We start from the raw sequence: 26,324 nt of genomic DNA, 5'->3' as shown, positions 1-26,324 counted from the left end.
CTGTTTTTCCTTTCAGTAATTGAAAGCAAGGCCATTTTATCCATGAAAAGGCAGCAAACCGTGAAGGAGATCACCAATAACCGATCAAATCAGAAATAAATATTCGTTTTGCGTGAATAGAGCAGTGCATAACGCTGCTTTGTATTACTAATGTTAATACAATGTATTACTGGTGTGTTTATTTAATTTAAAGAGGGCGGGAATACGTGTTTTCGTAATAATTAAAAACGCAGAAATATGTTGAGCTAATTTAATTGAGTTAATTCTGAATAATTATTCAAAGCATAAACCGATAACCGATACCGGTTTCAGTTAATAAATGGCGGGGGCGTGCGGGGTCAGTCTCAAGTTTTTGACGAAGGTGGCCCATATATATGCGTAAATAATGACTATGCTCAACGGCGTTCGGTCCCCAGACCTGATTAAGCAGCTGACGTTGGGTCAGCACTTTGCCGTGATTGTTAAGCAGCACGGCCAGCAGGCGAAACTCAATCGGGGTGAGGTGGATCTCTTGGGTACCGCGCAGAATTCGACGGGCAGGCAGATCGACATGGATATCTGAAAAGGTAAACACCGGATCGGACGGCGTCGTCGCACTGTGGCGGCGCAGCGCCACGCGCAGGCGCGCCTGAAGTTCACCAATACCAAAAGGTTTGCTGAGATAGTCATCGGCCCCGGCGTCCAGCGCCGCAATTTTATCCGTCTCTTCGGCGCGGGCAGAGAGCACAATGATGGGCATTTGGCTCCACTGGCGCACTTCGCGGATAAAATCGAGACCGTCGCCGTCGGGGAGGCCTAAATCGAGGATCACCAGGTCGGGTTTGCGGGTGGCCGCTTCGATAAGTCCGCGCTGTAATGTCCCGGCGTCATACACGCGCAAGCCGTCTCCCTCCAGCGCAGCGCGCAGGAAACGGCTAATGGCGAGTTCGTCTTCAACAATCAGGACGTTAATCACAAATCCTCGGGTAATTCATTCATTTCTGGCGGGACATCCAGCGGAAGTGTAACACAAAAACAGGCTCCTCCTTCCGGTCGGTTGTGAGCGGTAATGGTTCCGCCGTGCACATCGACAATCGCCTGACAGATGGCCAGCCCCAGCCCGACACCGGGAATGGCCGACTCTTTATTCCCGCGCGCAAACTTCTCAAAAATCGCGCTTTCCTGACCGGACGGAATGCCCGGCCCGTCGTCCCACACTTCAAGGCGCAGTGCCTGATGCGCGACGCCCGCCGTTAAACCAATTTCCGCTTTTGCGCCCGCGTATTTCGCCGCATTCTCCAGAAGATTGATCAGCACGCGCTCGAACAGCGGCCCGTCGACGTGGATCAGCGTGAGCGGTTCAGGCATGTCGAGGGTGATATGGCGACCGCCCAGCCCTGGCTCCAGCATTTGTAACGCGCTGCCGACCACCTCTTCCAGCGTCAGCCACTCTTTTTTAAGGTTAAACCCACCGGACTGAATACGCGCCATATCGAGCAAATTATTCACCAGCCGGGTGGTGTTCAGCACGTGCTGGCGGATCTCGCTGGCCTGCAGAGCGTGAGGGGAATTTTCCGCCGCCAGGTCGAGGGTCAGGATCTCCGACTGGCCAAACAGCACCGTCAGCGGCGTGCGCAGATCGTGAGAGAGCGCCGCCAGCAGGGAGTTGCGAATACTTTCGCGCTCGCTCGCCAGCCGCGCTTGCTCTTCGCTGGTGGTGAGGGCCAGACGCTCCAGCGCGCTGGCAACCAGCAGGGTAAAGGTTTCCAGCAGACGCTGCTGTTCCGGGATCATCAGCTGTCGCAGGTTCGACGGCTCAACAATCACCAGCCCCAAGGTTTTATCGGCGCTGCGCAGGGGGAGAATCAGATAGGGCACGCCGGGTAGCGTATCGGTTCCGGCTCCGGCGGGCAGCCCTTTGTCAAAACTCCAGCGGGCGATGGCTTCATCCCACGGCGTCATGCCGTTGGCCGAGGTGAGCGGGCGCAGTTTTCCGTGCTCGTCCGGGAGCAAAATCAGGCTGCTGGCCTGGAACGTGGAGCGAATAAACTGCTCGCTGGTCTGGACGATATCCAGCGGCGTGCGCCCGACGGCGAGCGATTTCGACATCTCATACAGATGGCGCGTGCGCTGTTCGCGGTAGCGGGCGATACGCGCCTGGTAGCGCACGCCCGCGGTGAGATTACCAATCACCAGCCCGACGGTCAGCATCACGGCAAACGTCAGAATGTACTGCACATCCGACACCGCCAGCGTACCGCGCGGGGCGATGAAGAAGAGGTCAAAGCTGGCGACGTTAATGATCGTCGCCAGTACCGACGGCCAGCGCCCGTAGAGCAAAGCCACCACCACCACACCCAGCAGATAGACCATCACCAGGTTGGCGGCGTCAAAGGCAATCAGCCATTGGCTGGCGACAATGGTGATCAGGGCGCAAAGCACCGTCGCCACCAAGCAGCCTCTGAGCTGGATGCGCCATTTATCGCCAAAGCTGCGGGCGTCAGGCGTGCGGCTGGGAAGGGGGGCTGGTTTTTCGTCGAGCGCGACAATCACCAGATCCAGATCCGGCGCGCGTTTCGCCAGTTTGTCAGCGAAAGATTCGCGGCTGAACCAGCGGCGATGCTGACGACGCCCGATGACGATTTTGCCGAGATTATGTTCCCTGGCGTAGCGCAGGATGGCTTTATCTTCTGCTGGATCGGACAAGGTAGCGGTCTCCGCGCCTAACTCCTGGGCAAGGCGCAGGGCGCTAAGGATAGCGCGCCGCTGATTTTCCGGCAGGGCGTGCAGGTGTGGGGTTTCGACGTAAACCGCATGCCAGGCGCTGCCGAATTTTGCCGCCAGCCGCGCGGCGGTACGCACCAGTTTCTCGTTGCCGCCGCTGTGCCCGATGCAGAGCAAAATAGCGTCGCGGGTATGCCAGACGCGGTCCTGCCCCTGTCGGTCGCGCCAGGCGCGCATCTGATCGTCCACCCGATCGGCGGTGCGCCGCAGCGCCAGTTCGCGCAGGGCAATCAGGTTCCCTTTACGGAAAAAGTGCTCGATAGCGCGTTCGGCCTGTCCGGCGATATAGACTTTGCCCTCGTGCAGGCGCTGGCGCAGATCGTCCGGGGGGAGATCGACCAGCACCACTTCATCGGCGGAATCAAAAAAGGGATCGGGGACGGTTTCACGCACCTGAATGCCGGTGACGCCGCTGACCACGTCGTTCAGGCTTTCCAGATGCTGCACGTTAACGGTGGTAAAGACGTCGATACCCGCTTCCAGCAGCTCTTCGACATCCTGCCAGCGCTTGGGATGACGCGAGCCTGGCGCATTACTGTGCGCCAGTTCGTCCATCAGAATTAATGCCGGACGGCGGGCGAGGGCGGCGTCGAGATCAAACTCGGAGACCAGACGGCTGCGATGGCTGATGCGACGGGCCGGCTGCGTCGCCAGCCCCTCCAGCAGCGCCGCTGTCTCTTTACGCCCGTGGGTTTCCACCACGCCGATGAGAATATCCAGCCCCTGCGCCCGCAAACGCTGCGCCTCGGTTAGCATGGCGTAGGTTTTCCCGACGCCCGCACAGGCGCCGAAAAACACTTTTAATTTGCCGCGATGCGCTTCAGCGGTCTGCTCAAGCAGCCGATCCGGATTCGGGCGCAGGGGCTCGTCGGTCATTTAGTTTTTCCTTAGCGCGTCCAGCGCCAGATTCAGCTCAACAATATTCACGACCGGCATGCCAATAAAGCTGACCAGCGGTTTTTGCGTATGTTCAGCAACCAGTTTGCTGACCTGGTCAGTGGTCAGCCCGCGCGCGGCCGCCACGCGCGGGATTTGCCACGTCACAGCGGCGGGCGTCAGGCTATAATCCAGCCCGCTGGCCGAAGCGGTGACCAGTTCAACGGGCACCGTCGGGTTCGCCTGCGGGTTAGCCGCGCGCAGGGCGCTGACGCGTTCACTCACGGCTTTATCCAGTTCAGGATTACTTCCTGCCAGGTTGCTGCCACCCGATGCCATTGGATTATACGGGGTTTCAGCGGTGGCGGAAGGACGCCCCTGAAAGTAACGGGCATCGGTAAAGTTCTGCCCAATCAGGCGCGAACCGCGGCTCTCACCGTTTTGCATAATCAGCGAGCCGTTGGCCTGATCCTTAAACCACCACTGGCCCAGCGCGGTGGTCACCAGCGGGTAAAGCCCACCGGTAATCAGCGACAGCAGAATAAACAGAAGTATAGCGGGACGTAACATAGTCATTTGATTTCTCTCTTAAACCAGCCCGAACAGGGTCAGTAACAGGTCGATAATTTTGATCCCGATAAAGGGCACCACTAATCCACCAAGACCATAAATCCACAGGTTACGGCGCAGCATCGCGGCCGCCGTCAGCGGTTTATAGCTCACCCCTTTCAGCGCCAGCGGGATCAGGAAGACAATGATCAGGGCGTTGAAGATCACGGCGCTGAGAATCGCCGACGCGGGCGAGTGCAGATGCATCACGTTCAGCGCGTTGAGTTGCGGATAGGTGGCAGCAAACGCGGCCGGGATAATGGCGAAATATTTCGCCACATCGTTGGCGATACTGAAGGTGGTGAGCGACCCGCGCGTCATCAGCATCTGTTTACCGATATGGACCACCTCGATAAGCTTGGTTGGGTTAGAGTCCAGATCGACCATGTTCCCCGCTTCTTTTGCCGACTGGGTGCCGGAGTTCATCGCCACCGCCACGTCAGCCTGCGCCAGCGCCGGGGCGTCGTTGGTGCCGTCGCCGGTCATCGCCACCAGACGGCCTTCCGCCTGGTACTGGCGGATCAGCGCCAGCTTCGCTTCCGGCGTCGCTTCGGAGAGGAAATCGTCCACCCCCGCTTCGGCGGCAATGGCGGCGGCGGTAAGACGGTTATCCCCGGTGATCATCACCGTTTTGATCCCCATTTTGCGCAGCTGGGCAAAGCGTTCTTTGATGCCGCCTTTGACGATATCTTTCAGGGCGATCACCCCCAGCACGTTAGCCCCTTCAGCGACCACCAGCGGGGTGGCACCCTGACGCGCCACGCTTTCCACCAGCTGATCGACCTGCGGAGGGAAGTGGCCGTTATTGGCTTCGATGTGGCGACGAATGGCGTCCACGGAGCCTTTACGGATCATGCGATCCTGAATGTTAATCCCGCTCATCCGCGTTTGTGCTGTGAAGGGCACAAAGGTGGCGTGCAGGCTCTGCACATCGCGCTGACGCAGATTGAAGCGCTGTTTAGCCAGAATCACGATGCTGCGGCCTTCCGGCGTTTCATCCGCCAGCGAGGAGAGCTGCGCCGCATCGGCCAGCGTTTTCTCATCGACACCCGGCGCAGGCAGGAAGTCCGACGCCTGACGGTTGCCGAGAGTAATGGTCCCGGTTTTATCCAGCAGCAGCACGTCCACGTCGCCCGCTGCTTCGACCGCGCGGCCGCTGGTGGCAATCACGTTCGCGCCGAGCATCCGGCTCATCCCGGCCACGCCGATGGCCGACAGCAGACCGCCAATGGTGGTCGGAATCAGGCAGACCAGCAGGGCCACCAGCACCGTGACGCTCACCGCCGTGCCGCCGTAAGCGGAGAACGGCCACAGGGTGGCGGTCGCCAGCAGGAAGACGATGGTCAGGGCTACCAGCAGAATGGTGAGCGCGATTTCATTTGGCGTTTTGCGACGCTGCGCGCCTTCGACCATGGCGATCATCCGGTCGAGGAAGGTTTCGCCCGGATTGACGCTGCACTGGATCACCAGCCAGTCAGAGAGAATGCGCGTCCCGCCCGTGACCGAGGCAAAATCGCCGCCGGACTCACGGATCACCGGCGCGGACTCCCCGGTGATGGCGCTTTCGTCCACTGACGCGCCGCCTTCGATCACCTCCCCGTCGCAGGGGATAATATCGCCCGCTTCCACCAGCACCACGTCGCCTTTGCGCAGTTCATCGGCCGGGACGTGATCCATCTGTGCGCCATATTTCGGTTCGCGCAATTTGCGGGCAAACGCGGTCTTTTTGACCCCTTTCAGGCTGTTGGCCTGCGCTTTGCTGCGGCCTTCCGCCAGCGCTTCGGCGAAGTTGGCGAACAGCACCGTAAACCACAACCACAGGCTGATGGCCCCGGTAAACAGGGCGTCGCCCGTCAGGTGTCCGGTACTCATGGCGATGGCAAGTGCGGTCGTGACCACGCTGCCAATCCAGACGATAAACATCACCGGGTTGTGCCACTGCACGCGCGGGCTGAGTTTTTTCACCGCATCCATCAACGCCTGGCGAACCAGTGTCGGTTCTAAGAGGGCCAGTTGTTTACGACTCATGACTGATATCTCCGCTCTGTTAGCGTAAAGAAAGATGTTCCGCGACCGGGCCTAACGCGAGGGCGGGGATAAAGGTCAGGGCACCGACCAGCAGGATGGTGCCAATCAGCAGGCCAATAAACAGCGTGCCGTGTGTCGGGAGCGTACCGGTTGAGGTGGGCTGAATTTTTTTACTCACCAGCGATCCGGCGATAGCCAGTACCGGCACGATCACCCCAAAGCGGCCCACGAACATGCAGAACGCCAGCAGGCAGTTCCAGAACGGAGAGTTGGCACTTAACCCGGCAAAGGCGCTGCCGTTGTTATTGGCCGCAGACGACACGGCGTAAAGCACTTCGCTAAAGCCGTGGATACCTGGGTTGAAAATGCCGCTGCGCCCGGCCTCGGTCATCAGCGCCAGCGCGGTGCCCATCAGCACCAGCGCAGGGGTTACCAGGATGGCGAGGGCGGTCAGTTTCATTTCGCGCACGTCGATTTTTTTACCCAGATACTCCGGCGTGCGGCCAATCATCAGCCCGGCGATAAACACCGCCAGCAGAACGAACAGCAGCATGCCGTACAGACCGGCACCGACGCCGCCGAAGACCACTTCGCCAATCTGCATCAGCCACAGAGGGATCATCCCGCCGAGGGCCGTGAAGGAGTCATGCATCCCGTTGACGGCGCCGCAGGAGGCAGCCGTTGTCACCACCGCGTACAGGCTGGTGGCGAGGATGCCGAAGCGGCTCTCTTTGCCTTCCATATTGATACTGCTGTCAGCACCCAGCTGCAGGAAATGGCTGTTGCCGTGCCACTCCGCCCACATCACCAGCGCCGCGCAGACCACAAAGATAATCGACATCGCCCACAGCAACGTCCGGCCCTGACGGCGGTCATTTACCACATCACCAAAGGCGAAACAGAGCGCGGCGGGGATCAGGAAGATCGCCAGCATCTGCACGATGTTGGTCAGCGCGGTCGGGTTCTCGAACGGATGCGAGGAGTTGGCGTTAAAGAAACCCCCGCCGTTGGTGCCCAGCATTTTGATCGCTTCCTGCGATGCCACTGGCCCCATCGGCAGCATCTGTTTCACGCCTTCAATAGAGGTGTAAGACGAGTAGGGCAGCAGATTTTGCAGGGTGCCTTGCTGAATAAAGAACAGGGCGATCAGCAGAGCAATCGGCAGCAGTAGCCACAGGGTAATGCGCGTGAGATCGACCCAGGCGTTGCCCAGGGTGCTGATTTTCTGGCGGGAGAAGGCGCGGATAAGAGCGAAGATCACCGCAATGCCGCTGGCGGCAGAGAGGAAGTTCTGCACCGTTAACCCCACCATCTGGCTGAAATAGCTGAGGGTGGTTTCACCGGCATACGACTGCCAGTTGGTGTTACTGACAAAGCTGACGGCAGTATTGAGCGCCAGGTGCCACGACAGGCCCGGCAGCTGCTGCGGGTTGAGGGGCAGAATGCCTTGCAGCATCAGCATCGCGAACAGCACCACCAGCCCGACGATATTCAGCAATACAATTGCGATCAGATACTGCCACCAGTTCATCTCCTGGGTGTTGATACCAAGTACGCGCCAGATCCCGTTTTCGACGCCCCCAATCACCGGCAGCGCGCCGCCGTTAATCATCCGTGCCAGCCAGCTTCCCAGCGGCCTTGCGAGCAGGAAAAGCACCAGCAGGAAGCTGGCGATCAGTAAAAATGCCTGGGCCACCATCAGAACGCCTCCGCATTAATCAGGGCATAAATCAGATAGCCCAACAACAGGAACACCAGCACGATGCCAGCAATCAGACCTGCACTCACAATTCACCTCCGGGTGACTTTTGTCGTTGTGCAAAAGGTAGGATTTATGGCGCAAAGATTTCGCAAAAATCAGCGGGGTGGGTGTAAAAAAAGTATAAAAATGATAAGACCCTGATTTAACTAATGGTAAGTATTTTGTTAACTTTTATGTAACTTAATTACAGGTGGAGTGTAAATATTCACTAAATGGATGAAAATAAGTGGTCGGATGAGTAGTAAAATTACAAACAAAGCGGTACTATTTTAGCCAGATAACCACTTTTGAAATTTCCGGATAACGTTTCCGGCCAGCTATAGGGGAGAAAATCATGGACCTGTATAAAGAGTTTCCAGCACATGTTGTCTTTTTACGTCGCACCTTCGCCGTAGTGGCCGGGATTGTGGCGCTGCCAGTGATGTTGTTCTGGAAAGACCGTGCACGTTTTTACAGCTATCTGCACCGCGTCTGGGCGAAAACCAGCGAGAAACCGGTATGGATGGATCAGGCCGAAAAAGCGACCTGCGATTTTTACTAACAAATAGTCACACAGCAATGTCGAACCGCCACAGCGATGTGGCGGTTTTTTTGTGTCTGTCGCTTTCCGCTCGCCCGCCGGGCAAAGGTTACACTTGCTCCTGTAACATAACTTAAACATTATAGAGTCAGATATCCCACGTTTAGGGATAGACGACGCGGTTTCGGCCTGCGGTCAGAAACGCTACGCTTAGGTTATGGACAATTATTCAGGAGTGTTATGACCACGCATCTGGTCTGGTTTCGCGCGGATCTGCGCCTTCATGACAACATCGCGCTCGCGGCCGCCTGCCGCTCTCAAGACGCCCGCGTGCTGGCCCTGTTTATCGCCACGCCCGAACAGTGGCGTGAGCACGGCATGGCTCCGCGACAGGCGGCATACCTGCGTGCGCATCTCAATGCCCTGCAGCAGGGGCTGGCGGAGAAAGGCATTCCACTGATTTATGAGGAAGTGAGCGACTTTGCCGCGCAGATCGACAAAGTGCAGCAGGTCTGTGACGCGCACAACGTCACCCATCTTTTTTACAACTATCAGTACGAATTCAACGAGCAGAAGCGCGACCGACAGCTTGAAAACCGGCTTACTACGGTTGTGTGCCAGGGCTTTGACGACAGCGTGATGTTAGCGCCGGGCAGCGTCATGACCGGCAATCATGAGATGTATAAAGTCTTCACCCCGTTCAAAAATGCCTACCTGAAACGCCTGAAAGAGGGGCTACCGGAGTGCGTCGCCGCGCCAGCGGCCCGAGGAGAGGCACTGACCGTTTCTGCGGAGATCAGCGTTGACTACCCTCAGCGTGATTTCGACCCGGACCACTTCCCACCGACCGAAAAGGCCGCGATTGCGCAGCTGCGCCAGTTCTGCAAACAGCAGGCCGCTGAGTATGAAGCACAGCGCGATTTTCCCGCCATCGAAGGCACCAGCCGTTTATCCGCCTGTCTGGCGTTGGGCGTGCTCTCCCCGCGTCAGTGCTTGCACCGCCTGCTGGCCGAACAGCCGCAGGCCCTTGACGGCGGGCCGGGGGCGGTATGGCTTAATGAGCTGATCTGGCGCGAATTCTACCGTCATCTGATGACGTATCATCCTGATTTATGTAAACATCGTCCCTTCATCCGCTGGACGGACAAGGTGCAGTGGCAGCAGGATGACGCCCAGCTACAGGCGTGGCAAAACGGGCAGACGGGCTATCCAATAGTCGATGCGGCCATGCGTCAGCTAAACGAAACGGGGTGGATGCATAACCGCCTGCGGATGATCGTAGCCAGCTTCCTGGTGAAAGACCTGCTGATCGACTGGCGCGCCGGAGAGCGATATTTTATTTCTCAGCTGATCGACGGCGATCTGGCGGCCAATAACGGCGGCTGGCAGTGGGCGGCGTCGACCGGAACGGATGCCGCTCCCTATTTTCGTATTTTTAACCCGACAACCCAGGGACAACGATTTGACGCTACGGGCGAGTTTATCCGCCAGTGGCTACCTGAACTGGCCGACGTGCCGGGAAAATCGATCCATGAACCCTGGGTGTGGGCGGATAAAACGGGTGAAACCCTCGATTATCCGCGCCCGATTGTCGACCATAAACAGGCGCGAGTCGCCACACTGGCGGCCTATGAAGCCGCCCGCAAAGCGTAAGAGAGTAATGATGAAAAACAGCGAACTGGAAACCTTAATCAATGAAAAGCTGAACAGCGCCAGCTTCAGCGACTACGGCCCTAACGGCCTGCAGGTGGAAGGGCGTGAAACGGTGCAAAAGATTGTCACCGGCGTCACGGCGAGCCAGGCCCTGCTGGATGAAGCGGTGCGCCTGCAAGCGGATGCGGTGATCGTGCATCACGGCTATTTCTGGAAAAACGAAGCACCGATTATTCGCGGCATGAAGCGCAACCGCCTGAAAACCTTGCTGGCGAACGACATCAATCTGTACGGCTGGCACTTGCCGCTGGATGCACATCCGGAGCTGGGCAATAACGTTCAGCTCGCTCAACTGCTCGGCATCACCGTGATGGGCGAAATCGAAGAGCTGCTGCCGTGGGGTGAGCTGTCCATGCCGGTTCCTGGCCTGGAACTTGCTTCCTGGATTGAGGCGCGTCTGGGCCGCCGTCCACTGTGGAGCGGTGATACCGGCCCGGATCTGGTGAAGCGCGTGGCGTGGTGTACCGGCGGCGGCCAGGGCTTTATCGACAATGCGGCGCGCTTTGGCGTCGACGCTTTTATTACCGGTGAAGTGTCCGAGCAGACCATTCACTCTGCCCGCGAGCAGGGGCTGCATTTCTACGCGGCAGGGCACCATGCCACCGAGCGCGGCGGCATCCGCGCCCTGAGCGAATGGCTGACGGAAAATACCGATCTCGACGTGACCTTTATCGATATCCCTAATCCTGCCTGATGAGAGGTGCGTAAGTGCAGCGAGCGCGTTGTTATTTATTAGGCGAAACGGCAGTGGTACTGGAGTTAGAGCCTCCGGTCACGATGACGACGCAAAAAAGGATCTGGCGCTTAACCCAGCGGCTGGGCGAAATCCCTGAAGTGGTCGAGGCCATTCCGGGGATGAACAACATTACCGTGGTGCTGCGCAATCCGCAGTCGGTGGCGCTGGACGCCATCGAGCGGTTGCAGCGCTGGTGGGAGGAGAGCGAGGCGCTGGAGCCGGAGTCGCGATTTATCGAGATCCCGGTGGTGTACGGCAACGCGGCTGGCCCGGATCTGGGCGACGTGGCGCGTCATGCGGGGCTGTCGGAAAAGCAGGTCGTCGAGCTGCATGCCTCGGTGGACTACGTGGTGTGGTTCTTAGGGTTCCAGCCTGGTTTCCCGTATCTCGGCGGATTGCCAGAGCCACTCCACACGCCCCGCCGGGGCGAGCCGCGCCTGATGGTCCCTGCCGGTTCCGTGGGAATTGGCGGGTCGCAGACCGGGGTTTATCCGCTCGCCTCGCCGGGGGGCTGGCAGCTTATCGGCCATACCCCCCAGATGCTGTTTGATGCTAAACGCGAAGAGCCGGTGCTGTTGCGACCGGGCGATACCGTACGGTTCGTGCCGCAGAAGGAGGGGGTATGTTGAAGGTGATTCGCGCGGGGTTATACACCTCGGTACAGGACGGCGGACGCACCGGGCTGCGCCAGTCCGGGGTCAGCTACTGTGGCGCGCTGGACAAACCGGCGTTGCAGATCGCCAACCTGCTGGTGGGCAACGATCCGAATGCCGCAGCGCTGGAGATCACCCTTGGACAGTGCAGCTTTGAATTTGAACGTGACGGCTGGTTTGCCCTGACGGGCGCGGGCTGTGACGCGACGCTTGACGGCGCGGCGGTGTGGACCGGCTGGCGGCTGCAGGTGAAAGCGGGGCAGCGTCTGACGCTTCATCGCCCGACTCACGGCATGCGCAGCTATCTGGCGGTCGGCGGCGGGATTGACGTACCGGAAGTAATGAACTCGTTCAGCACCGATCTCAAAACGGGTATTGGCGGCTTTGAAGGGCGCCTGCTGAAGGATGGCGATAACCTGCCGCTGGGCAGCGAATCACGTCAGTTTACCGACGCGCAGGGGGTGAAACAGCTCCTGTGGAGTAACCGCATTCGCGCCCTGCCGGGGCCGGAGTACCATGAGTTTGACCAGGCCTCGCAGGATGCCTTCTGGCGACTGCCGTGGCGGCTCAGCCCGCAGAGTAACCGCATGGGCTACCGTTTGCAGGGCCAACAGCTGGCGCGTACCACCGATCGTGAAATGGTCTCCCACGGCCTGCTACCGGGCGTTGTTCAGGTGCCGCACAACGGCCAGCCGATTGTGCTGATGAATGATGCTCAGACCACCGGCGGTTATCCGCGTATCGCCTGCATCATCGAAGCCGATATGTACCATCTGGCGCAAATCCCGCTCGGACAGCCGATCCACTTTGTGCCCTGTACGCTGGAAGAGGCCCTCGACGCGCGCCGTGTGCAGCGGCAATTCATCGAACAACTGGCATGGAGGTTGAATGATCGTCGTTGATTTAAATGCGGATCTGGGTGAAGGCTGCGGGAGCGATGCGGAGCTACTGACGCTGGTGTCGTCGGCCAATATTGCCTGTGGCTTTCACGCCGGGGACGCGCAGACCATGCGCGAAAGCGTGCGAGGCGCGTTAAAAAACGGCGTGGCGATAGGTGCCCACCCGAGCTTTCCCGATCGGGAGAACTTCGGGCGCACGGCCATGAATCTGCCGCCGGATACGGTTTACGCCCAAATGCTGTACCAGATTGGTGCGCTGGCGGCGATTGCCCGCGCCGAAGGGGGGCAACTGCGTCATGTGAAACCTCACGGGATGCTCTACAACCAGGCGGCGAAAGACGCGCAGCTGGCTGACGCTATCGCCCGCGCGGTGCATGCGGTGGACGGCAATCTGATCCTGGTCGGGCTGGCGGGGAGTGAACTGATCCGCGCCGGTGCGCGTTATAGCCTGGTGACCCGCGAAGAGGTGTTTGCCGATCGCGGCTATCGGGCCGACGGCAGCCTGGTGCCGCGCAGCGAGCCGGGGGCGCTGATTGCCGATGAAGAGCAGGCGCTGGCGCAAACTCTGGACATGGTGCAGCAGGGGCGGGTGAAAAGTACGAGCGGTGAATGGGCCTCTGTGCGCGCGCAGACGGTCTGCCTGCACGGAGACGGCGAACACGCGCTGGCATTTGCCCGTCGCTTGCGTGCAGAATTTGAGTTAAACAATATAAAAATCAGTGCCTAAAGCACAAAGCGCAAACACAACAAAACGCTATACAACAACAGGAAGGACAACATGGCAGAGACGCTTTCGCTCTGGCCACTCATCGGTATTGCGGTGATCGTGGTCGGGTTTATCTTACGTTTTAATCCGGTGCTGGTGGTGATTGTCGCCGGGATTGTCACCGGTGTGGCGGCGAATATGCCGGTCGCAACTATCCTCGAAAAGCTGGGCGAAGGGTTCCTGAATACCCGTAACCTGCCTTATATCCTGCTGATCCCGCTGGCCGTTATTGGCCTGCTGGAACGTCACGGTTTGAAAGAGCGCGCGCAGGCGTGGATTGCCAAAATCCACAGCGCCACCGCAGGGCGACTGCTGATTGTCTATCTGTTTGTACGTGAGGCGACGGCGGCGATGGGGCTGACCAGTCTGGGCGGGCATCCGCAAATGGTGCGACCGCTGCTGGCTCCAATGGCGGAAGGGGCTGCGGAGAAAAAATACGGCGAACTGCCGGGCGCGGTGCGCTATCGCCTGAGGGCGATGTCGGCGGCGACGGACAACGTCGGGCTGTTCTTCGGTGAAGATATCTTTGTCGCCTTCGGGGCGATCATCTTTATGCATAACTTTATGCTGGAGTCCGGCGGAATTCAGACCGAGCCGCTGCACATTGCGCTGTGGGGCATTCCGACGGCGGTCTGCGCCTTTATTATCCACGCCACCCGCCTGTGGCGACTGGACAAGCATCTTGAGCGCGAGCTGGCGAAAACCGCGCACACGCAGGGAGATGCCTCATGAATTTCCAGCAAAGTTATCTTTACTGGCTGGCAGGGCTAATCCTGCTGATTGTCGCCGTGATGTCGTTTCGCGATAAAGCGAACCCGCGTCGCATCACTACCGGCCTGTTCTGGGGCGTGTACGGCCTGATTTTCCTGCTCGGTGACTGGACATATCAGCTGGTGGGCGATAAGCGCACCGTGCATATTGCGGTCGGTGTGGCGGTAGTTGGGCTGGCGCTGATTGCCGGTTTTGGCGGCGTGCGTCTGGGCAGCTATCACCAGCGTAAACCCGAAGAGCGGGAGGCCAGCGCGAAGCGTCTCGGCAACCGTCTGTTCTATCCGGCGTTAGCCATTCCTGTGGTGACGGTGGTGGGCGTGCTGATGTTCAACCATGTGCCAGGATTGCAGGAGAATCTGTTCGGACCGGGTAACCATTCGACGCTGGTGACACTGTTCTCGATGACCGCCGGGTCGCTGATTGGCCTCGCAATGGCGGTCAAAATGACGCACGAAAAAGTGCATCAGCCGTTGCAGGAGGCGCGCCGTCTGCTGGATTCCATCGGCTGGGCGTTTATCCTGCCGCAGATTCTGGCGACGCTGGGCCTGCTCTTTACCGCCGCTGGCGTGGGTGATGGCATCTCCTGGCTGACGAAAAGCTACCTGGCGGTGGACAGCCGCTTTATCGCCGTGGCGGTGTACACCATCGGGATGGCGCTGCTCACGATGGTGATGGGCAATGCGTTCGCGGCGTTCCCGATCGTGACGGCGGGGATCGGCATCCCGATCCTGGTGCTGCAGCATGGCGGTAACCCGGCGGTGATGGCGGCGATTGGCATGTTCTCCGGCTACTGCGGAACGCTGATGACGCCGATGGCGGCGAACTTCAACATCGTGCCCGCCGCGCTGCTGGAGCTGCCGGATAAAAATGCGGTAATCAAAGCGCAAGTGCCGACCGGCGTGCTGCTGCTGATTGCCAACGTGTTCCTGTTGTACTTCCTGATGTTCCTGTAAGGAGAGACGATGCGTAACGTATTAGTCACCGGTTTTGAGCCGTTCGGCGGCGAGACCGTTAACCCTTCGTGGGAAGTGGTCAGGCAGCTTGAGGGGAGTATCATCGACAGCTGCCGCGTAGTGACACGCCAGCTGCCCTGCGTTTTTGGCGAGTCGTTAAGCGTGCTAAATGCGGCTATCGATGAACTTGAACCAGCGGTGGTGATCGCGGTCGGACAGGCGGGCGGTCGTGTGGATGTGACCGTCGAGCGCGTCGCCATTAACGTGGACGACGCCAGGATTGCCGATAACCGCGGCCAGCAGCCGATTGATGTGGCGATCGTCCCGGACGGTCCGGCGGCGTGGTTCAGTTCGCTGCCGATCAAAGCGATGGTGGCGGCGATGCGCGAGAAGGGGATCCCCGCCTCCGTTTCGCAGACGGCGGGCACCTTCGTCTGTAACCACGTCATGTACGGGCTGCTGCATAAAATCAGTGGAAAAACCGCAGTGAAGGGTGGATTTATCCATATTCCGTACCTGCCTGAACAGGCCGCAGCCCATCCGGGCGCACCGAGTATGGCGGCGCACACGGTGAAAGCGGCGCTGATCGTGGCGGTCGAAGTGGCCCTACGCCAGACGTCTGATGTGAAAATCGTGGGCGGCGCGACGCACTAAACAAAGGAAGATAAGATGCCAGAAGGTCCGGAGATCCGCCGCGCGGCGGATAGCCTGGAGGCGGCGATAAAGGGCAAACCGCTGACCGATGCGTGGTTTGCTTTCCCTCAATTAAAACCGTATGAAACGCAGTTGATTGGGCAAACCGTGACGCACATCGAGACGCGCGGTAAAGCGTTGCTGACCCATTTCAGCCATAACCTGACGTTATATAGCCACAACCAGCTTTATGGCGTCTGGCGAGTGATCAATGTGGGTGAGCAACCGCAAACTAATCGTGTCTTGCGCGTCAGATTGCAGACGGCGGAGAAGGCTATTTTGCTCTACAGCGCGTCGGATATCGAGATGTTAACGCCGGAGCAACTGCTCACTCACCCGTTCCTGCAACGGGTCGGGCCGGACGTGCTGGATATGCGCCTGACCGCAGAAACTGTCAAAGCGCGGCTGCTATCGCCTGCCTTTCGCAACCGACAGTTTTCCGGGCTTCTGCTCGATCAGGCTTTTCTCGCCGGGCTAGGTAACTATCTGCGCGTTGAAATTCTGTGGGAAGTGGGGTTGGCAGGTCAGCGAAAAGCGTCGCAGCTCAATGAGAGACAGCTCGATGCTTTGTCTCATGCCTTGCTGGAGATCCCGCGCCTTTCCTACAACACGCGCGGCGTGGTGGATGATAAAAAACATCATGGGGCGTTGTTCCGCTTTAAGGTGTTTCATCGGGAAGGAAAGCCGTGCGAGCGGTGCGGCGGGGCGATTGAACGTACGATGTTGTCGTCGCGACCGTTTTACTGGTGCCCGGCGTGCCAGCAATAAAAACAAAACGGTAACCCGAAGGTTACCGTTTTTGGTATTAGCGTCCTCTCCAGTGTGAAGAAGATTAAGGTGCGGGCAGCAGGCCGCACCTCATGGCGCTTATTTGGTTTTCACATCAGACTTAAAATCACGCTGGTCGTAGCCGGTATACAGCTGACGCGGACGCGCGATTTTCATGCCTTCGCTGTGCATTTCGTTCCAGTGTGCAATCCAGCCGACGGTACGTGCCATCGCGAAGATCACGGTAAACATGGAAGACGGAATGCCCATCGCTTTCAGAATAATGCCAGAGTAGAAATCGACGTTCGGGTACAGTTTCTTCTCGATGAAGTACGGGTCGTTCAGCGCGATATGTTCCAGCTCCATCGCCACTTCCAGCAGATCATCTTTGGTGCCCAGCTCTTTCAGCACTTCGTGGCAGGTTTCACGCATCACGGTGGCGCGCGGGTCATAGTTTTTGTAAACACGGTGACCGAAGCCCATCAGGCGGAAGGAGTCATTCTTATCTTTCGCACGACGCACGAACTCTGGAATGTGCTCAACGGAGCTGATCTCTTCCAGCATCTTCAGTGCCGCTTCGTTAGCACCACCGTGCGCCGGTCCCCACAGGGAGGCGATACCGGCAGCGATACAGGCGAACGGGTTCGCGCCTGAAGAGCCTGCGGTACGGACGGTAGAGGTCGATGCGTTCTGTTCGTGATCGGCGTGCAGGATCAGAATACGGTCCATGGCGCGCTCAAGCACCGGGTTAACCTCGTAGGTTTCGCACGGTGTGGAGAACATCATGTTCAGGAAGTTGCCTGAATAGGAGAGGTCGTTACGCGGGTAAACAAATGGCTGGCCGATGGAGTATTTGTAACACATCGCCGCCATGGTTGGCATTTTGGACAGCAGACGGAACGCCGCGATATCGCGATGGCGTGGGTTATTCACGTCCAGAGAGTCGTGGTAGAACGCGGCCAGTGCGCCGGTAATCCCGCACATGACGGCCATCGGATGTGAATCACGACGGAATGCATGGAACAGACGGGTAATCTGCTCATGGATCATGGTGTGGCGGGTAACGGTGGTTCTGAACTCATCGTATTGTTCCTGCGTCGGTTTTTCGCCGTTCAGCAGGATGTAGCACACTTCCAGATAGTTGGATTCGGTGGCTAACTGATCGATGGGGAAACCGCGGTGGAGCAGGATACCTTCGTCACCGTCAATGTAGGTGATTTTGGATTCGCAAGATGCGGTAGAGGTGAAACCAGGGTCAAAGGTGAATACTCCTTTGGAACCCAGTGTACGGATATCAATAACATCCTGACCGAGCGTGCCTTTTAGCACATCCAGTTCAATAGCAGTGTCACCGTTTAGGGTGAGCTTTGCCTTTGTATCAGCCATTTACGGTCTCCTTAGCGCCTTATGCTTAAGACCACGTTTTTACCAACTTGCTTTCAGCTGTTTATCACATCGTTACCGGTTTGTTATTTGGCTTACCGCTCAGCTCGCGAGGAGGAACCAGGGTACAGAGCTATGGCGCCTTGCAGGTAAACGTGTGAAAAATCAGAGAAACAACAGCAAATCAGTGTCTTCGCAGTCCGAATTATTCAAACCTGTATACCACTAATAACTGTCCTGATAACTTCGGTCAATACCATCACACTGTTACATAACTAAATCTCAGGTGAAAGAGAGACCTCATAACTTTTGCGCATTATATGCCTTTTCTGCTGTAGTTTGTAACAATAATGTTTAATCTTTGTCAAATCCGATGATTAAAATTTAAAATAATGTTGTTATCGTGACTCTGATCACTGTTCCGCATAAAACCCGACAAACTGTATGTAGGTTAATTGTAATGGTTTTGTGAACGACCTATACTGCCGCCAGGTCTCCGGAACACCCTGCAATCCCGAGCCACCCAGCGTTGTAACGTGTCGTTTTAGCATTTGGAAGCAATGTTTACCATGACGCGCAGTTATAGATATGGACGCTGCTTGACCCGCACGCAGACCGGAGGAAGGAAATCCCGTCGTCTTTCACGCTACAGGTGTGTTGGCTGCGTCAGGTCACCCCGGTCACACAGTTTACTGTGATGCAGGGGATTCCCGGACTTGCCGCCTTCCTGTAACGCGAATTCAAAGGGAATTATAAGAACAGCATGTGGGCGTTATTCATGATAAGAAATGTGAAAAAACAAAGACCTGTCAATCTGGATCTCAAAACGATCCGATTCCCCGTAACGGCAATAGCGTCCATTCTGCACCGTGTGTCCGGTGTGATCACGTTTGTGGCGGTCGGCATTCTGCTGTGGTTACTGGGTACCAGCCTCTCTTCTCCTGAAGGATTCCTCCAGGCCTCTGCCATTATGAGCAGCTTCTTCGTGAAATTTATCATGTGGGGCATTCTGACGGCGCTGGCATACCACGTTGTGGTGGGTGTTCGCCATCTGCTGATGGATTTTGGCTATCTGGAAGAAACCTTCGAAGCAGGTAAACGTTCTGCCAATATTTCATTTGTGATTACTGTCGTGCTTTCAATTCTTGCAGGAGTCCTCGTATGGTAAGCAACGCCTCCGCATTAGGACGCAACGGCGTACATGACTTCATTCTGGTCCGCGCTACTGCCATCGTCCTCACGCTTTACATCATCTACATGATCGGTTTCTTTGCGACCAGCGGCGAGCTGACGTGGGAAATCTGGAGCGGGTTCTTCGGATCTGCCTTCACCAAAGTGTTCACCCTGCTGGCTCTGTTCTCCATCCTTATTCATGCCTGGATTGGCATGTGGCAGGTGTTGACCGATTACGTTAAACCGTTAGGCGTTCGCTTGCCGCTGCAACTCCTGATTGTTGTGGCTCTGGTGGTTTACGTTATTTATGGATTTGTTGTGGTGTGGGGTGTGTGATGAAACTGCCAGTCAGAGAATTTGATGCTGTTGTGATTGGTGCCGGTGGCGCAGGTATGCGCGCGGCTCTGCAAATTTCCCAGAGCGGCCAGACCTGTGCGCTGCTCTCTAAAGTGTTCCCGACCCGTTCCCATACCGTGTCTGCGCAGGGTGGTATCACCGTCGCTCTCGGTAATACCCATGAAGATAACTGGGAATGGCATATGTATGACACGGTGAAAGGCTCCGATTACATCGGTGACCAGGACGCCATCGAATATATGTGTAAAACCGGCCCGGAAGCGATTCTGGAGCTAGACCATATGGGTCTGCCGTTCTCCCGCCTGGAAGATGGCACGATTTATCAGCGTCCGTTTGGCGGCCAGTCGAAAAACTTCGGGGGCGAGCAGGCGGCACGTACTGCGGCAGCGGCTGACCGTACCGGTCACGCGCTGTTGCACACCCTGTATCAGCAGAACCTGAAAAACCACACCACGATTTTCTCCGAGTGGTATGCGCTGGATCTGGTGAAAAACGAAGATGGCGCAGTGGTGGGGTGTACCGCGCTGTGCATCGAAACCGGTGAAGTGGTCTACTTCAAAGCCCGCGCGACCGTGCTGGCGACCGGCGGCGCAGGCCGTATTTACCAGTCCACCACCAATGCCCACATCAACACCGGTGACGGCGTTGGTATGGCGATCCGCGCAGGTGTGCCTGTGCAGGATATGGAAATGTGGCAGTTCCACCCGACCGGCATCGCCGGTGCGGGCGTTCTGGTTACCGAAGGCTGCCGTGGTGAAGGCGGTTACCTGCTGAACAAACACGGCGAGCGCTTCATGGAGCGTTATGCCCCGAATGCGAAAGACCTGGCGGGTCGTGATGTGGTGGCGCGTTCCATCATGATCGAAATCCGTGAAGGTCGCGGCTGCGACGGTCCGTGGGGCCCGCACGCGAAACTGAAACTGGATCACCTCGGTAAAGACGTTCTGGAGTCCCGTCTGCCGGGCATCCTGGAACTGTCGCGCACCTTCGCGCACGTTGACCCGGTGAAAGAGCCGATTCCGGTTATCCCAACCTGCCACTATATGATGGGCGGTATTCCGACCAAAGTAACCGGTCAGGCGCTGACCGTGAACGAGCAGGGCGAAGACGTGGTAATTCCGGGTCTGTTCGCGGTTGGCGAAATCGCCTGCGTATCGGTCCACGGTGCTAACCGTCTGGGCGGCAACTCGCTGCTCGACCTGGTGGTGTTTGGTCGTGCGGTCGGTTTACATCTGCAAGAGTCCATCGCCGAGCAGGGCGATCTGCGCGATGCCCGTGAATCGGATATCGAAGCCTCTCTCGAACGTCTCAACCGCTGGAACGGCAACCGTGATGGCGAAGATCCGGTCGAAATCCGCAAAGCGCTGCAAGAGTGTATGCAGCACAACTTCTCGGTATTCCGTGAAGGCGATGCGATGGCTAAAGGGCTTGAGCAGCTGAAAGCGATTCGTGAGCGTCTGAAAAATGCCCGTCTGGACGATACCTCCAGCGAGTTCAACACGCAGCGCGTCGAATGCCTTGAGCTGGATAACCTGATGGAAACTGCCTATGCAACGGCCGTCTCCGCAAACTTCCGCACCGAAAGCCGTGGCGCCCATAGCCGCTTCGACTTCCCGGATCGTGACGACGAAAACTGGCTGTGCCATTCCCTGTATCTGCCAGAGTCGGAATCTATGACGCGACGTCAAGTCAACATGGAACCGAAACTGCGTCCGGCGTTCCCGCCGAAGATTCGTACCTATTAATGCGGAGACAGGATAATGAAACTCGAATTCTCAGTTTATCGTTATAACCCGGATGTTGATGACGCTCCGCATATGCAGGATTACACCCTGGAAGCGGAAGAAGGTCGCGACATGATGCTGCTTGATGCGTTAATGCAGCTGAAAGAACAGGACCCAACACTGTCGTTTCGTCGTTCCTGCCGTGAAGGGGTGTGTGGCTCCGACGGCGTGAACATGAACGGCAAAAATGGCCTGGCCTGTATCACCCCGATTTCAGCGCTGCAGCGTTCAGGACAGAAAATTGTGATTCGTCCTCTGCCTGGCCTGCCGGTCGTTCGCGATTTGGTGGTGGACATGGGGCAATTCTATGCACAATATGAGAAGATTAAGCCTTACTTGTTGAATAATGGGCAAAATCCACCCGCTCGCGAGCATTTACAGTCGCCAGAGCAGCGTGAAAAACTCGATGGTCTGTATGAGTGTATTCTCTGTGCATGCTGTTCGACCTCTTGCCCGTCGTTCTGGTGGAACCCGGACAAGTTTATCGGCCCGGCTGGCCTGCTGGCCGCGTATCGCTTCCTGATTGACAGCCGCGATACCGAAACCGACAGTCGCCTTGAAGGATTAAGTGATGCTTTCAGCGTATTCCGCTGCCATAGCATCATGAACTGCGTCAGTGTATGTCCTAAGGGGCTGAACCCGACGCGCGCCATCGGCCATATTAAGTCGATGCTGTTGCAGCGCAGTGCCTAAGTAATACCGCCGGATGGCGCTCCGCTTATCCGGCCTACTTTTATGTAGGCCAGTAAGCGGAACGCCACCGGGCAAAGAGACATTGTAGGAAACCTCTAAAAACTGCCCTGACAGGCAATAATTGAGGCGTTCAGAACGACACACGGCGCGGTTGACCGAAGTGGGTGAAAACCGCAACGACAGCACCGCCTGAACGACGAAGATTATACAGACAGTTTTTAAAGGTTCCTTCGCGAGCCCAAGACAACATAAGAGCTCGCAGGTGAACCCCGGCACGTACACGAGGTGTGCGTGGTAGTTTCTACGGCGAAATAAGCATAAAAATGCTTAAGGGATCACGATGCAGAACGGCGCAATGAAAGCCTGGCTGGACTCTTCTTTCCTCTCTGGTGCAAACCAAAGCTGGATCGAACAGCTCTATGAAGACTTCTTAACCGATCCTGACTCAGTGGACGCTAACTGGCGTTCCATGTTCCAGCAGTTACCTGGCACTGGGGTCAAACCGGATCAATTCCATTCCAAAACACGTGATTATTTCCGTCGTCTGGCGAAGGATGCCTCACGTTACTCTTCCTCGATCTCTGACCCTGACACCAATGTGAAGCAGGTTAAAGTCCTGCAGCTCATCAATGCTTATCGCTTCCGTGGTCACCAGCATGCGAACCTCGATCCGCTGGGACTGTGGAAACAAGAACGTGTGGCGGATCTCGATCCGGCGTATCACGATCTGACCGAGGCAGATTTCCAGGAAAGCTTTAACGTCGGCTCTTTTGCCAGCGGCAAAGACACGATGAAGCTGGGAGAGCTGCTTGAGGCGCTCAAACAAACCTACTGCGGCTCCATCGGCGCAGAGTACATGCACATCACCTCCACGGACGAAAAACGCTGGATCCAGCAGCGCATTGAGTCGGTGACAGGCCACGCCAGCTTTAGCGTTGAAGAGAAAAAACGCTTCCTGAGCGAACTGACCGCAGCAGAAGGTCTGGAGCGTTACCTCGGTGCTAAATTCCCGGGTGCAAAACGCTTCTCCCTGGAAGGCGGCGATGCGTTAGTGCCGATGCTGAAAGAGCTGATCCGCCATGCGGGCAACAGCGGCACCCGTGAAGTGGTGCTGGGTATGGCGCACCGTGGGCGTCTGAATGTGCTGGTCAACGTGCTGGGTAAAAAACCGCAGGACCTGTTCGACGAATTCGCGGGCAAACATAAAGAACATCTCGGTACCGGCGACGTGAAGTACCACATGGGCTTCTCATCGGATATCGAAACGCAGGGCGGTCTGGTTCACCTGGCGCTGGCGTTTAACCCGTCGCACCTGGAAATCGTAAGCCCGGTGGTGATCGGTTCCGTGCGTGCGCGTTTGGATCGTCTGGACGAGCCAAGCAGCAACAAAGTGCTGCCAATCACCATTCACGGTGATGCGGCGGTAACCGGGCAGGGCGTCGTTCAGGAAACCCTGAATATGTCCAAAGCGCGTGGATACGAAGTGGGCGGTACCGTTCGCATCGTCATCAACAACCAGGTGGGCTTCACCACCTCGAACCCGCTGGATGCACGCTCTACGCCGTACTGTACTGACATCGGTAAAATGGTGCAGGCGCCAATCTTCCACGTGAACGCGGACGATCCGGAAGCTGTTGCTTTCGTTACCCGTCTGGCGCTGGACTTCCGTAACACCTTCAAACGCGATGTGTTCATCGACCTGTTCTGCTATCGCCGTCATGGCCATAACGAAGCGGACGAGCCGAGTGCAACCCAGCCGCTGATGTACCAGAAAATCAAAAAGCATCCGACGCCACGTAAGATCTACGCTGACAAACTGGAAGCCGACAAAATCGCGACCCTGGAAGATGCGACCGAGCTGGTTAATCTTTACCGCGATGCGCTGGATGCCGGTGAGTGCGTTGTGAAAGAGCTGCGTCCGATGAACATGCACTCCTTTACCTGGTCGCCGTACCTCAACCACGAGTGGGATGAGAGCTACCCGAACAAGGTCGAAATGAAGCGTCTGCAGGAGCTGGCTAAACGCATCAGCACGGTACCTGAAGCAATTGAAATGCAGTCCCGCGTGCAGAAAATCTACTCCGACCGTCAGTCAATGGCGTCCGGCGAGAAGCTGTTCGACTGGGGCGGCGCTGAGAATCTGGCGTACGCGACGCTGGTCGACGAAGGCATTCCGGTGCGTCTGTCCGGTGAAGATGCGGGCCGTGGGACCTTCTTCCACCGCCACGCGGTTATTCACAACCAGACCAACGGTTCAACGTACACCCCGCTGCAGCACGTGCATAACGGTCAGGGCCAGTTCAAGGTCTGGGACTCCGTGCTGTCCGAAGAAGCGGTACTGGCGTTTGAATACGGCTATGCCACCGCAGAGCCGCGCACCCTGACTATCTGGGAAGCGCAGTTCGGTGACTTCGCTAACGGTGCGCAGGTTGTTATCGACCAGTTCATCAGCTCCGGCGAGCAAAAATGGGGCCGTATGTGTGGCCTGGTGATGCTGCTGCCACACGGCTACGAAGGGCAGGGTCCGGAGCACTCCTCCGCGCGTCTTGAACGTTATCTGCAGCTCTGCGCTGAGCAGAACATGCAGGTCTGCGTGCCATCCACGCCAGCACAGGTTTACCACATGCTGCGTCGTCAGGCGCTGCGCGGTATGCGCCGTCCGCTGGTGGTGATGTCACCGAAATCTCTGCTGCGTCATCCGCTGGCAGTTTCCAGCCTGGATGAGCTGGCGAACGGGACCTTCCAGCCAGCGATTGGTGAGATTGACGAGCTGGATCCGCAGGCCGTGAAGCGCGTCGTGATGTGTTCTGGTAAGGTTTATTTCGACCTGCTGGAACAGCGCCGCAAGAAAGATCAGAAAGATGTCGCCATCGTGCGTATCGAGCAGCTTTATCCGTTCCCGCATCAGTCGGTGCAGGAAGCGTTGAAACCGTACGCACACGTGCATGATTTTGTCTGGTGCCAGGAAGAGCCGCTCAACCAGGGCGCCTGGTACTGCAGCCAGCATCATTTCCGTGATGTGATTCCATTTGGGTCTGCCCTGCGTTACGCAGGTCGCCCGGCCTCCGCCTCTCCGGCGGTAGGGTATATGTCCGTTCACCAGAAGCAACAGCAAGATCTGGTGAATGACGCGCTGAACGTCGAATAATTTAAGGATACATAATGAGTAGCGTAGATATTCTTGTTCCCGACCTGCCTGAATCCGTCGCTGACGCCACGGTTGCGACCTGGCATAAAAAACCGGGCGATAGCGTTAAGCGCGATGAAGTGCTGGTAGAAATCGAAACTGACAAAGTGGTACTGGAAGTACCGGCATCGGCGGATGGCATTCTTGATGCAGTGCTGGAAGACGAAGGCACCACGGTGACCTCTCGCCAGATCCTCGGTCGCCTGCGTGAAGGCAACAGCGCGGGCAAAGAGTCCAGCGCCAAGTCTGAAAGCAAAGAGTCCACCCCGGCTCAGCGTCAGCAAGCGTCTCTGGAAGAGCAAACTAACGATGCACTCAGCCCGGCGATCCGTCGCCTGCTGGGTGAACACAATCTTGAAGCCAGCGCCATTAAAGGCACCGGTGTTGGCGGTCGTCTGACCCGTGAAGATGTGGAAAAACATCTGGCGAAAGCGCCTGCGAAAGAAGAAGCCAAAGCACCGGCGGCAGCGGCCGCAGCGCCTGCTGCACAGCCAGCGCTGGGCGCACGCAGTGAAAAACGCGTGCCGATGACGCGTCTGCGTAAGCGTGTGGCTGAGCGTCTGCTGGAAGCGAAAAACTCCACCGCGATGCTGACCACCTTCAACGAAGTCAACATGAAGCCAATCATGGATCTGCGTAAGCAGTACGGTGACGCGTTTGAAAAACGTCACGGTATCCGTCTGGGCTTTATGTCCTTCTACGTGAAAGCGGTTGTTGAAGCGCTGAAACGCTATCCGGAAGTGAATGCCTCTATCGATGGCGAAGATGTGGTTTACCACAACTACTTCGATGTCAGCATGGCGGTCTCCACGCCGCGCGGCCTGGTGACCCCGGTTCTGCGTGACGTTGATACCCTGGGCATGGCAGATATCGAGAAGAAAATCAAAGAGCTGGCGCTGAAAGGCCGTGACGGTAAGCTGACCGTTGAAGACCTGACCGGCGGTAACTTCACCATCACCAACGGTGGTGTGTTCGGTTCCCTGATGTCTACCCCAATCATCAACCCGCCGCAGAGCGCGATTCTGGGTATGCATGCCATCAAAGATCGCCCAATGGCGGTTGACGGTAAAGTGGAGATTCTGCCGATGATGTATCTGGCGCTCTCCTACGATCACCGTCTGATTGATGGTCGTGAATCTGTGGGTTATCTGGTGGCGATTAAAGAGCTGCTGGAAGATCCAACGCGTCTGCTGCTGGACGTGTAGTAGTTTTTGCCTCACCTGCCCTGTAGACCGGG

Annotated in this window: 23 protein-coding genes; 16 read left to right on the top strand and 7 right to left on the bottom strand. The window is 57.3% G+C overall.

The window, feature by feature from the left end:
* Positions 1–277: 277 nt before the first annotated feature.
* Genes kdpE through kdpF form a run of 6 tightly spaced genes read right to left on the bottom strand, consistent with a single transcriptional unit; the run spans position 278 to position 8,064 of the window.
* The gene (kdpE, locus tag F153LOC_RS04940) at positions 278–955 is read right to left on the bottom strand and encodes a two-component system response regulator KdpE (protein WP_102104159.1); all 678 of its coding nucleotides are present in this window, start codon (positions 953–955) and stop codon (positions 278–280) included.
* Positions 952–3,639 (bottom strand): two-component system sensor histidine kinase KdpD, encoded by a 2,688-nt coding sequence (kdpD, locus tag F153LOC_RS04935; RefSeq protein WP_100777192.1) that lies wholly within the window; start codon positions 3,637–3,639, stop codon positions 952–954. The genes kdpE and kdpD overlap by 4 nt, the downstream gene beginning before the upstream one ends.
* Positions 3,640–4,215 (bottom strand): potassium-transporting ATPase subunit KdpC, encoded by a 576-nt coding sequence (gene kdpC, locus F153LOC_RS04930; RefSeq protein ID WP_102104158.1) that lies wholly within the window; start codon positions 4,213–4,215, stop codon positions 3,640–3,642.
* Positions 4,216–4,227: 12 nt separating this feature from the next.
* A complete protein-coding gene (gene kdpB / locus F153LOC_RS04925) occupies positions 4,228–6,276 on the bottom strand; it encodes a potassium-transporting ATPase subunit KdpB (protein ID WP_102104157.1) in 2,049 nt (682 codons plus the stop codon).
* Between the two features lie 19 nt (positions 6,277–6,295).
* A complete protein-coding gene (gene kdpA, locus F153LOC_RS04920) occupies positions 6,296–7,975 on the bottom strand; it encodes a potassium-transporting ATPase subunit KdpA (RefSeq protein WP_102104156.1) in 1,680 nt (559 codons plus the stop codon).
* The gene (kdpF, locus tag F153LOC_RS04915) at positions 7,975–8,064 is read right to left on the bottom strand and encodes a K(+)-transporting ATPase subunit F (protein ID WP_003858638.1); all 90 of its coding nucleotides are present in this window, start codon (positions 8,062–8,064) and stop codon (positions 7,975–7,977) included. Before kdpF ends, kdpA begins: the two co-directional genes overlap by 1 nt.
* 308 nt (positions 8,065–8,372) lie before the next feature.
* Between kdpF and F153LOC_RS04910 the strand changes: the two genes are divergently transcribed.
* The 10 genes from F153LOC_RS04910 to nei all read left to right on the top strand — a co-directional run bounded on the left by F153LOC_RS04910 (position 8,373) and on the right by nei (position 16,510).
* Positions 8,373–8,579: a YbfA family protein gene (locus F153LOC_RS04910; protein ID WP_095281257.1), complete on the top strand. Its 207-nt coding sequence runs from the start codon at positions 8,373–8,375 to the stop codon at positions 8,577–8,579.
* A 219-nt stretch (positions 8,580–8,798) separates the two neighbouring features.
* Positions 8,799–10,211 (top strand): deoxyribodipyrimidine photo-lyase, encoded by a 1,413-nt coding sequence (gene phrB / locus F153LOC_RS04905; RefSeq protein ID WP_102104155.1) that lies wholly within the window; start codon positions 8,799–8,801, stop codon positions 10,209–10,211.
* A gap of 10 nt (positions 10,212–10,221) precedes the next feature.
* On the top strand, positions 10,222–10,965 hold the full coding sequence (locus F153LOC_RS04900) for a type 2 GTP cyclohydrolase I (RefSeq protein WP_100777187.1): 744 nt from the start codon (positions 10,222–10,224) through the stop codon (positions 10,963–10,965).
* Between the two features lie 14 nt (positions 10,966–10,979).
* Positions 10,980–11,636 (top strand): 5-oxoprolinase subunit PxpB, encoded by a 657-nt coding sequence (pxpB, locus tag F153LOC_RS04895; RefSeq protein ID WP_102104154.1) that lies wholly within the window; start codon positions 10,980–10,982, stop codon positions 11,634–11,636.
* The gene (pxpC, locus tag F153LOC_RS04890) at positions 11,630–12,562 is read left to right on the top strand and encodes a 5-oxoprolinase subunit PxpC (protein ID WP_100777185.1); all 933 of its coding nucleotides are present in this window, start codon (positions 11,630–11,632) and stop codon (positions 12,560–12,562) included. Before pxpB ends, pxpC begins: the two co-directional genes overlap by 7 nt.
* Positions 12,552–13,286: a 5-oxoprolinase subunit PxpA gene (pxpA, locus tag F153LOC_RS04885; protein ID WP_102104403.1), complete on the top strand. Its 735-nt coding sequence runs from the start codon at positions 12,552–12,554 to the stop codon at positions 13,284–13,286. The genes pxpC and pxpA overlap by 11 nt, the downstream gene beginning before the upstream one ends.
* Before the next feature lie 51 nt (positions 13,287–13,337).
* The gene (locus F153LOC_RS04880) at positions 13,338–14,057 is read left to right on the top strand and encodes a DUF969 domain-containing protein (protein ID WP_102104153.1); all 720 of its coding nucleotides are present in this window, start codon (positions 13,338–13,340) and stop codon (positions 14,055–14,057) included.
* Complete coding sequence (locus F153LOC_RS04875; RefSeq protein WP_102104152.1) at positions 14,054–15,049, top strand: DUF979 domain-containing protein; 996 nt, start codon at positions 14,054–14,056, stop codon at positions 15,047–15,049. The genes F153LOC_RS04880 and F153LOC_RS04875 overlap by 4 nt, the downstream gene beginning before the upstream one ends.
* A 9-nt stretch (positions 15,050–15,058) precedes the next feature.
* Complete coding sequence (pcp, locus tag F153LOC_RS04870; RefSeq protein WP_102104151.1) at positions 15,059–15,703, top strand: pyroglutamyl-peptidase I; 645 nt, start codon at positions 15,059–15,061, stop codon at positions 15,701–15,703.
* Between the two features lie 15 nt (positions 15,704–15,718).
* Positions 15,719–16,510, top strand: coding sequence for an endonuclease VIII (gene nei / locus F153LOC_RS04865; protein ID WP_102104150.1), 792 nt, complete (start codon positions 15,719–15,721; stop codon positions 16,508–16,510).
* Between the two features lie 99 nt (positions 16,511–16,609).
* Here the strand turns inward: nei and F153LOC_RS04860 are convergent, their stop codons facing one another.
* Positions 16,610–17,896 (bottom strand): citrate synthase, encoded by a 1,287-nt coding sequence (locus F153LOC_RS04860; protein WP_102104149.1) that lies wholly within the window; start codon positions 17,894–17,896, stop codon positions 16,610–16,612.
* Between the two features lie 760 nt (positions 17,897–18,656).
* Here F153LOC_RS04860 and sdhC point away from each other — a divergent pair.
* The 6 genes from sdhC (at position 18,657) to odhB (ending at position 26,292) form a co-directional block, all read left to right on the top strand.
* Positions 18,657–19,061: a succinate dehydrogenase cytochrome b556 subunit gene (sdhC, locus tag F153LOC_RS04845; RefSeq protein ID WP_164971833.1), complete on the top strand. Its 405-nt coding sequence runs from the start codon at positions 18,657–18,659 to the stop codon at positions 19,059–19,061.
* The gene (sdhD, locus tag F153LOC_RS04840; protein ID WP_100777177.1) at positions 19,055–19,402 is read left to right on the top strand and encodes a succinate dehydrogenase membrane anchor subunit; all 348 of its coding nucleotides are present in this window, start codon (positions 19,055–19,057) and stop codon (positions 19,400–19,402) included. Before sdhC ends, sdhD begins: the two co-directional genes overlap by 7 nt.
* On the top strand, positions 19,402–21,168 hold the full coding sequence (gene sdhA, locus F153LOC_RS04835) for a succinate dehydrogenase flavoprotein subunit (RefSeq protein WP_100777176.1): 1,767 nt from the start codon (positions 19,402–19,404) through the stop codon (positions 21,166–21,168). The genes sdhD and sdhA overlap by 1 nt, the downstream gene beginning before the upstream one ends.
* A 15-nt stretch (positions 21,169–21,183) precedes the next feature.
* The gene (locus F153LOC_RS04830) at positions 21,184–21,900 is read left to right on the top strand and encodes a succinate dehydrogenase iron-sulfur subunit (protein ID WP_100777175.1); all 717 of its coding nucleotides are present in this window, start codon (positions 21,184–21,186) and stop codon (positions 21,898–21,900) included.
* 340 nt (positions 21,901–22,240) lie between these two features.
* The gene (sucA, locus tag F153LOC_RS04825) at positions 22,241–25,048 is read left to right on the top strand and encodes a 2-oxoglutarate dehydrogenase E1 component (protein WP_100777174.1); all 2,808 of its coding nucleotides are present in this window, start codon (positions 22,241–22,243) and stop codon (positions 25,046–25,048) included.
* A 14-nt stretch (positions 25,049–25,062) separates the two neighbouring features.
* Positions 25,063–26,292: a 2-oxoglutarate dehydrogenase complex dihydrolipoyllysine-residue succinyltransferase gene (odhB, locus tag F153LOC_RS04820; protein ID WP_100777173.1), complete on the top strand. Its 1,230-nt coding sequence runs from the start codon at positions 25,063–25,065 to the stop codon at positions 26,290–26,292.
* The last annotated feature ends 32 nt before the right edge of the window (positions 26,293–26,324 follow it).

Source organism: Lelliottia sp. F153 (assembly GCF_002870005.1).
Lineage (GTDB): Bacteria > Pseudomonadota > Gammaproteobacteria > Enterobacterales > Enterobacteriaceae > Enterobacter > Enterobacter nimipressuralis.
Note: the sequence above shows the minus strand (reverse complement) of the source record. Positions and strands in the feature narration are given on the sequence as shown.

Excerpts from the sequence above, each read along its gene's own strand:
- pcp (WP_102104151.1), top strand. The coding sequence starts at position 15,059 with ATGCGTAACGTATTAGTCACCGGTTTTGAGCCGTTCGGCGGCGAGACC.
- kdpD (WP_100777192.1), bottom strand. The coding sequence starts at position 3,639 with ATGACCGACGAGCCCCTGCGCCCGAATCCGGATCGGCTGCTTGAGCAG.
- kdpA (WP_102104156.1), bottom strand. The coding sequence starts at position 7,975 with ATGGTGGCCCAGGCATTTTTACTGATCGCCAGCTTCCTGCTGGTGCTT.
- F153LOC_RS04875 (WP_102104152.1), top strand. The coding sequence starts at position 14,054 with ATGAATTTCCAGCAAAGTTATCTTTACTGGCTGGCAGGGCTAATCCTG.
- pxpC (WP_100777185.1), top strand. The coding sequence starts at position 11,630 with ATGTTGAAGGTGATTCGCGCGGGGTTATACACCTCGGTACAGGACGGC.
- sucA (WP_100777174.1), top strand. The coding sequence starts at position 22,241 with ATGCAGAACGGCGCAATGAAAGCCTGGCTGGACTCTTCTTTCCTCTCT.
- phrB (WP_102104155.1), top strand. The coding sequence starts at position 8,799 with ATGACCACGCATCTGGTCTGGTTTCGCGCGGATCTGCGCCTTCATGAC.
- kdpC (WP_102104158.1), bottom strand. The coding sequence starts at position 4,215 with ATGACTATGTTACGTCCCGCTATACTTCTGTTTATTCTGCTGTCGCTG.
- F153LOC_RS04830 (WP_100777175.1), top strand. The coding sequence starts at position 21,184 with ATGAAACTCGAATTCTCAGTTTATCGTTATAACCCGGATGTTGATGAC.
- F153LOC_RS04910 (WP_095281257.1), top strand. The coding sequence starts at position 8,373 with ATGGACCTGTATAAAGAGTTTCCAGCACATGTTGTCTTTTTACGTCGC.
- F153LOC_RS04900 (WP_100777187.1), top strand. The coding sequence starts at position 10,222 with ATGAAAAACAGCGAACTGGAAACCTTAATCAATGAAAAGCTGAACAGC.
- nei (WP_102104150.1), top strand. The coding sequence starts at position 15,719 with ATGCCAGAAGGTCCGGAGATCCGCCGCGCGGCGGATAGCCTGGAGGCG.
- odhB (WP_100777173.1), top strand. The coding sequence starts at position 25,063 with ATGAGTAGCGTAGATATTCTTGTTCCCGACCTGCCTGAATCCGTCGCT.
- F153LOC_RS04860 (WP_102104149.1), bottom strand. The coding sequence starts at position 17,896 with ATGGCTGATACAAAGGCAAAGCTCACCCTAAACGGTGACACTGCTATT.
- sdhD (WP_100777177.1), top strand. The coding sequence starts at position 19,055 with ATGGTAAGCAACGCCTCCGCATTAGGACGCAACGGCGTACATGACTTC.
- F153LOC_RS04880 (WP_102104153.1), top strand. The coding sequence starts at position 13,338 with ATGGCAGAGACGCTTTCGCTCTGGCCACTCATCGGTATTGCGGTGATC.
- sdhA (WP_100777176.1), top strand. The coding sequence starts at position 19,402 with ATGAAACTGCCAGTCAGAGAATTTGATGCTGTTGTGATTGGTGCCGGT.
- sdhC (WP_164971833.1), top strand. The coding sequence starts at position 18,657 with ATGTGGGCGTTATTCATGATAAGAAATGTGAAAAAACAAAGACCTGTC.
- kdpB (WP_102104157.1), bottom strand. The coding sequence starts at position 6,276 with ATGAGTCGTAAACAACTGGCCCTCTTAGAACCGACACTGGTTCGCCAG.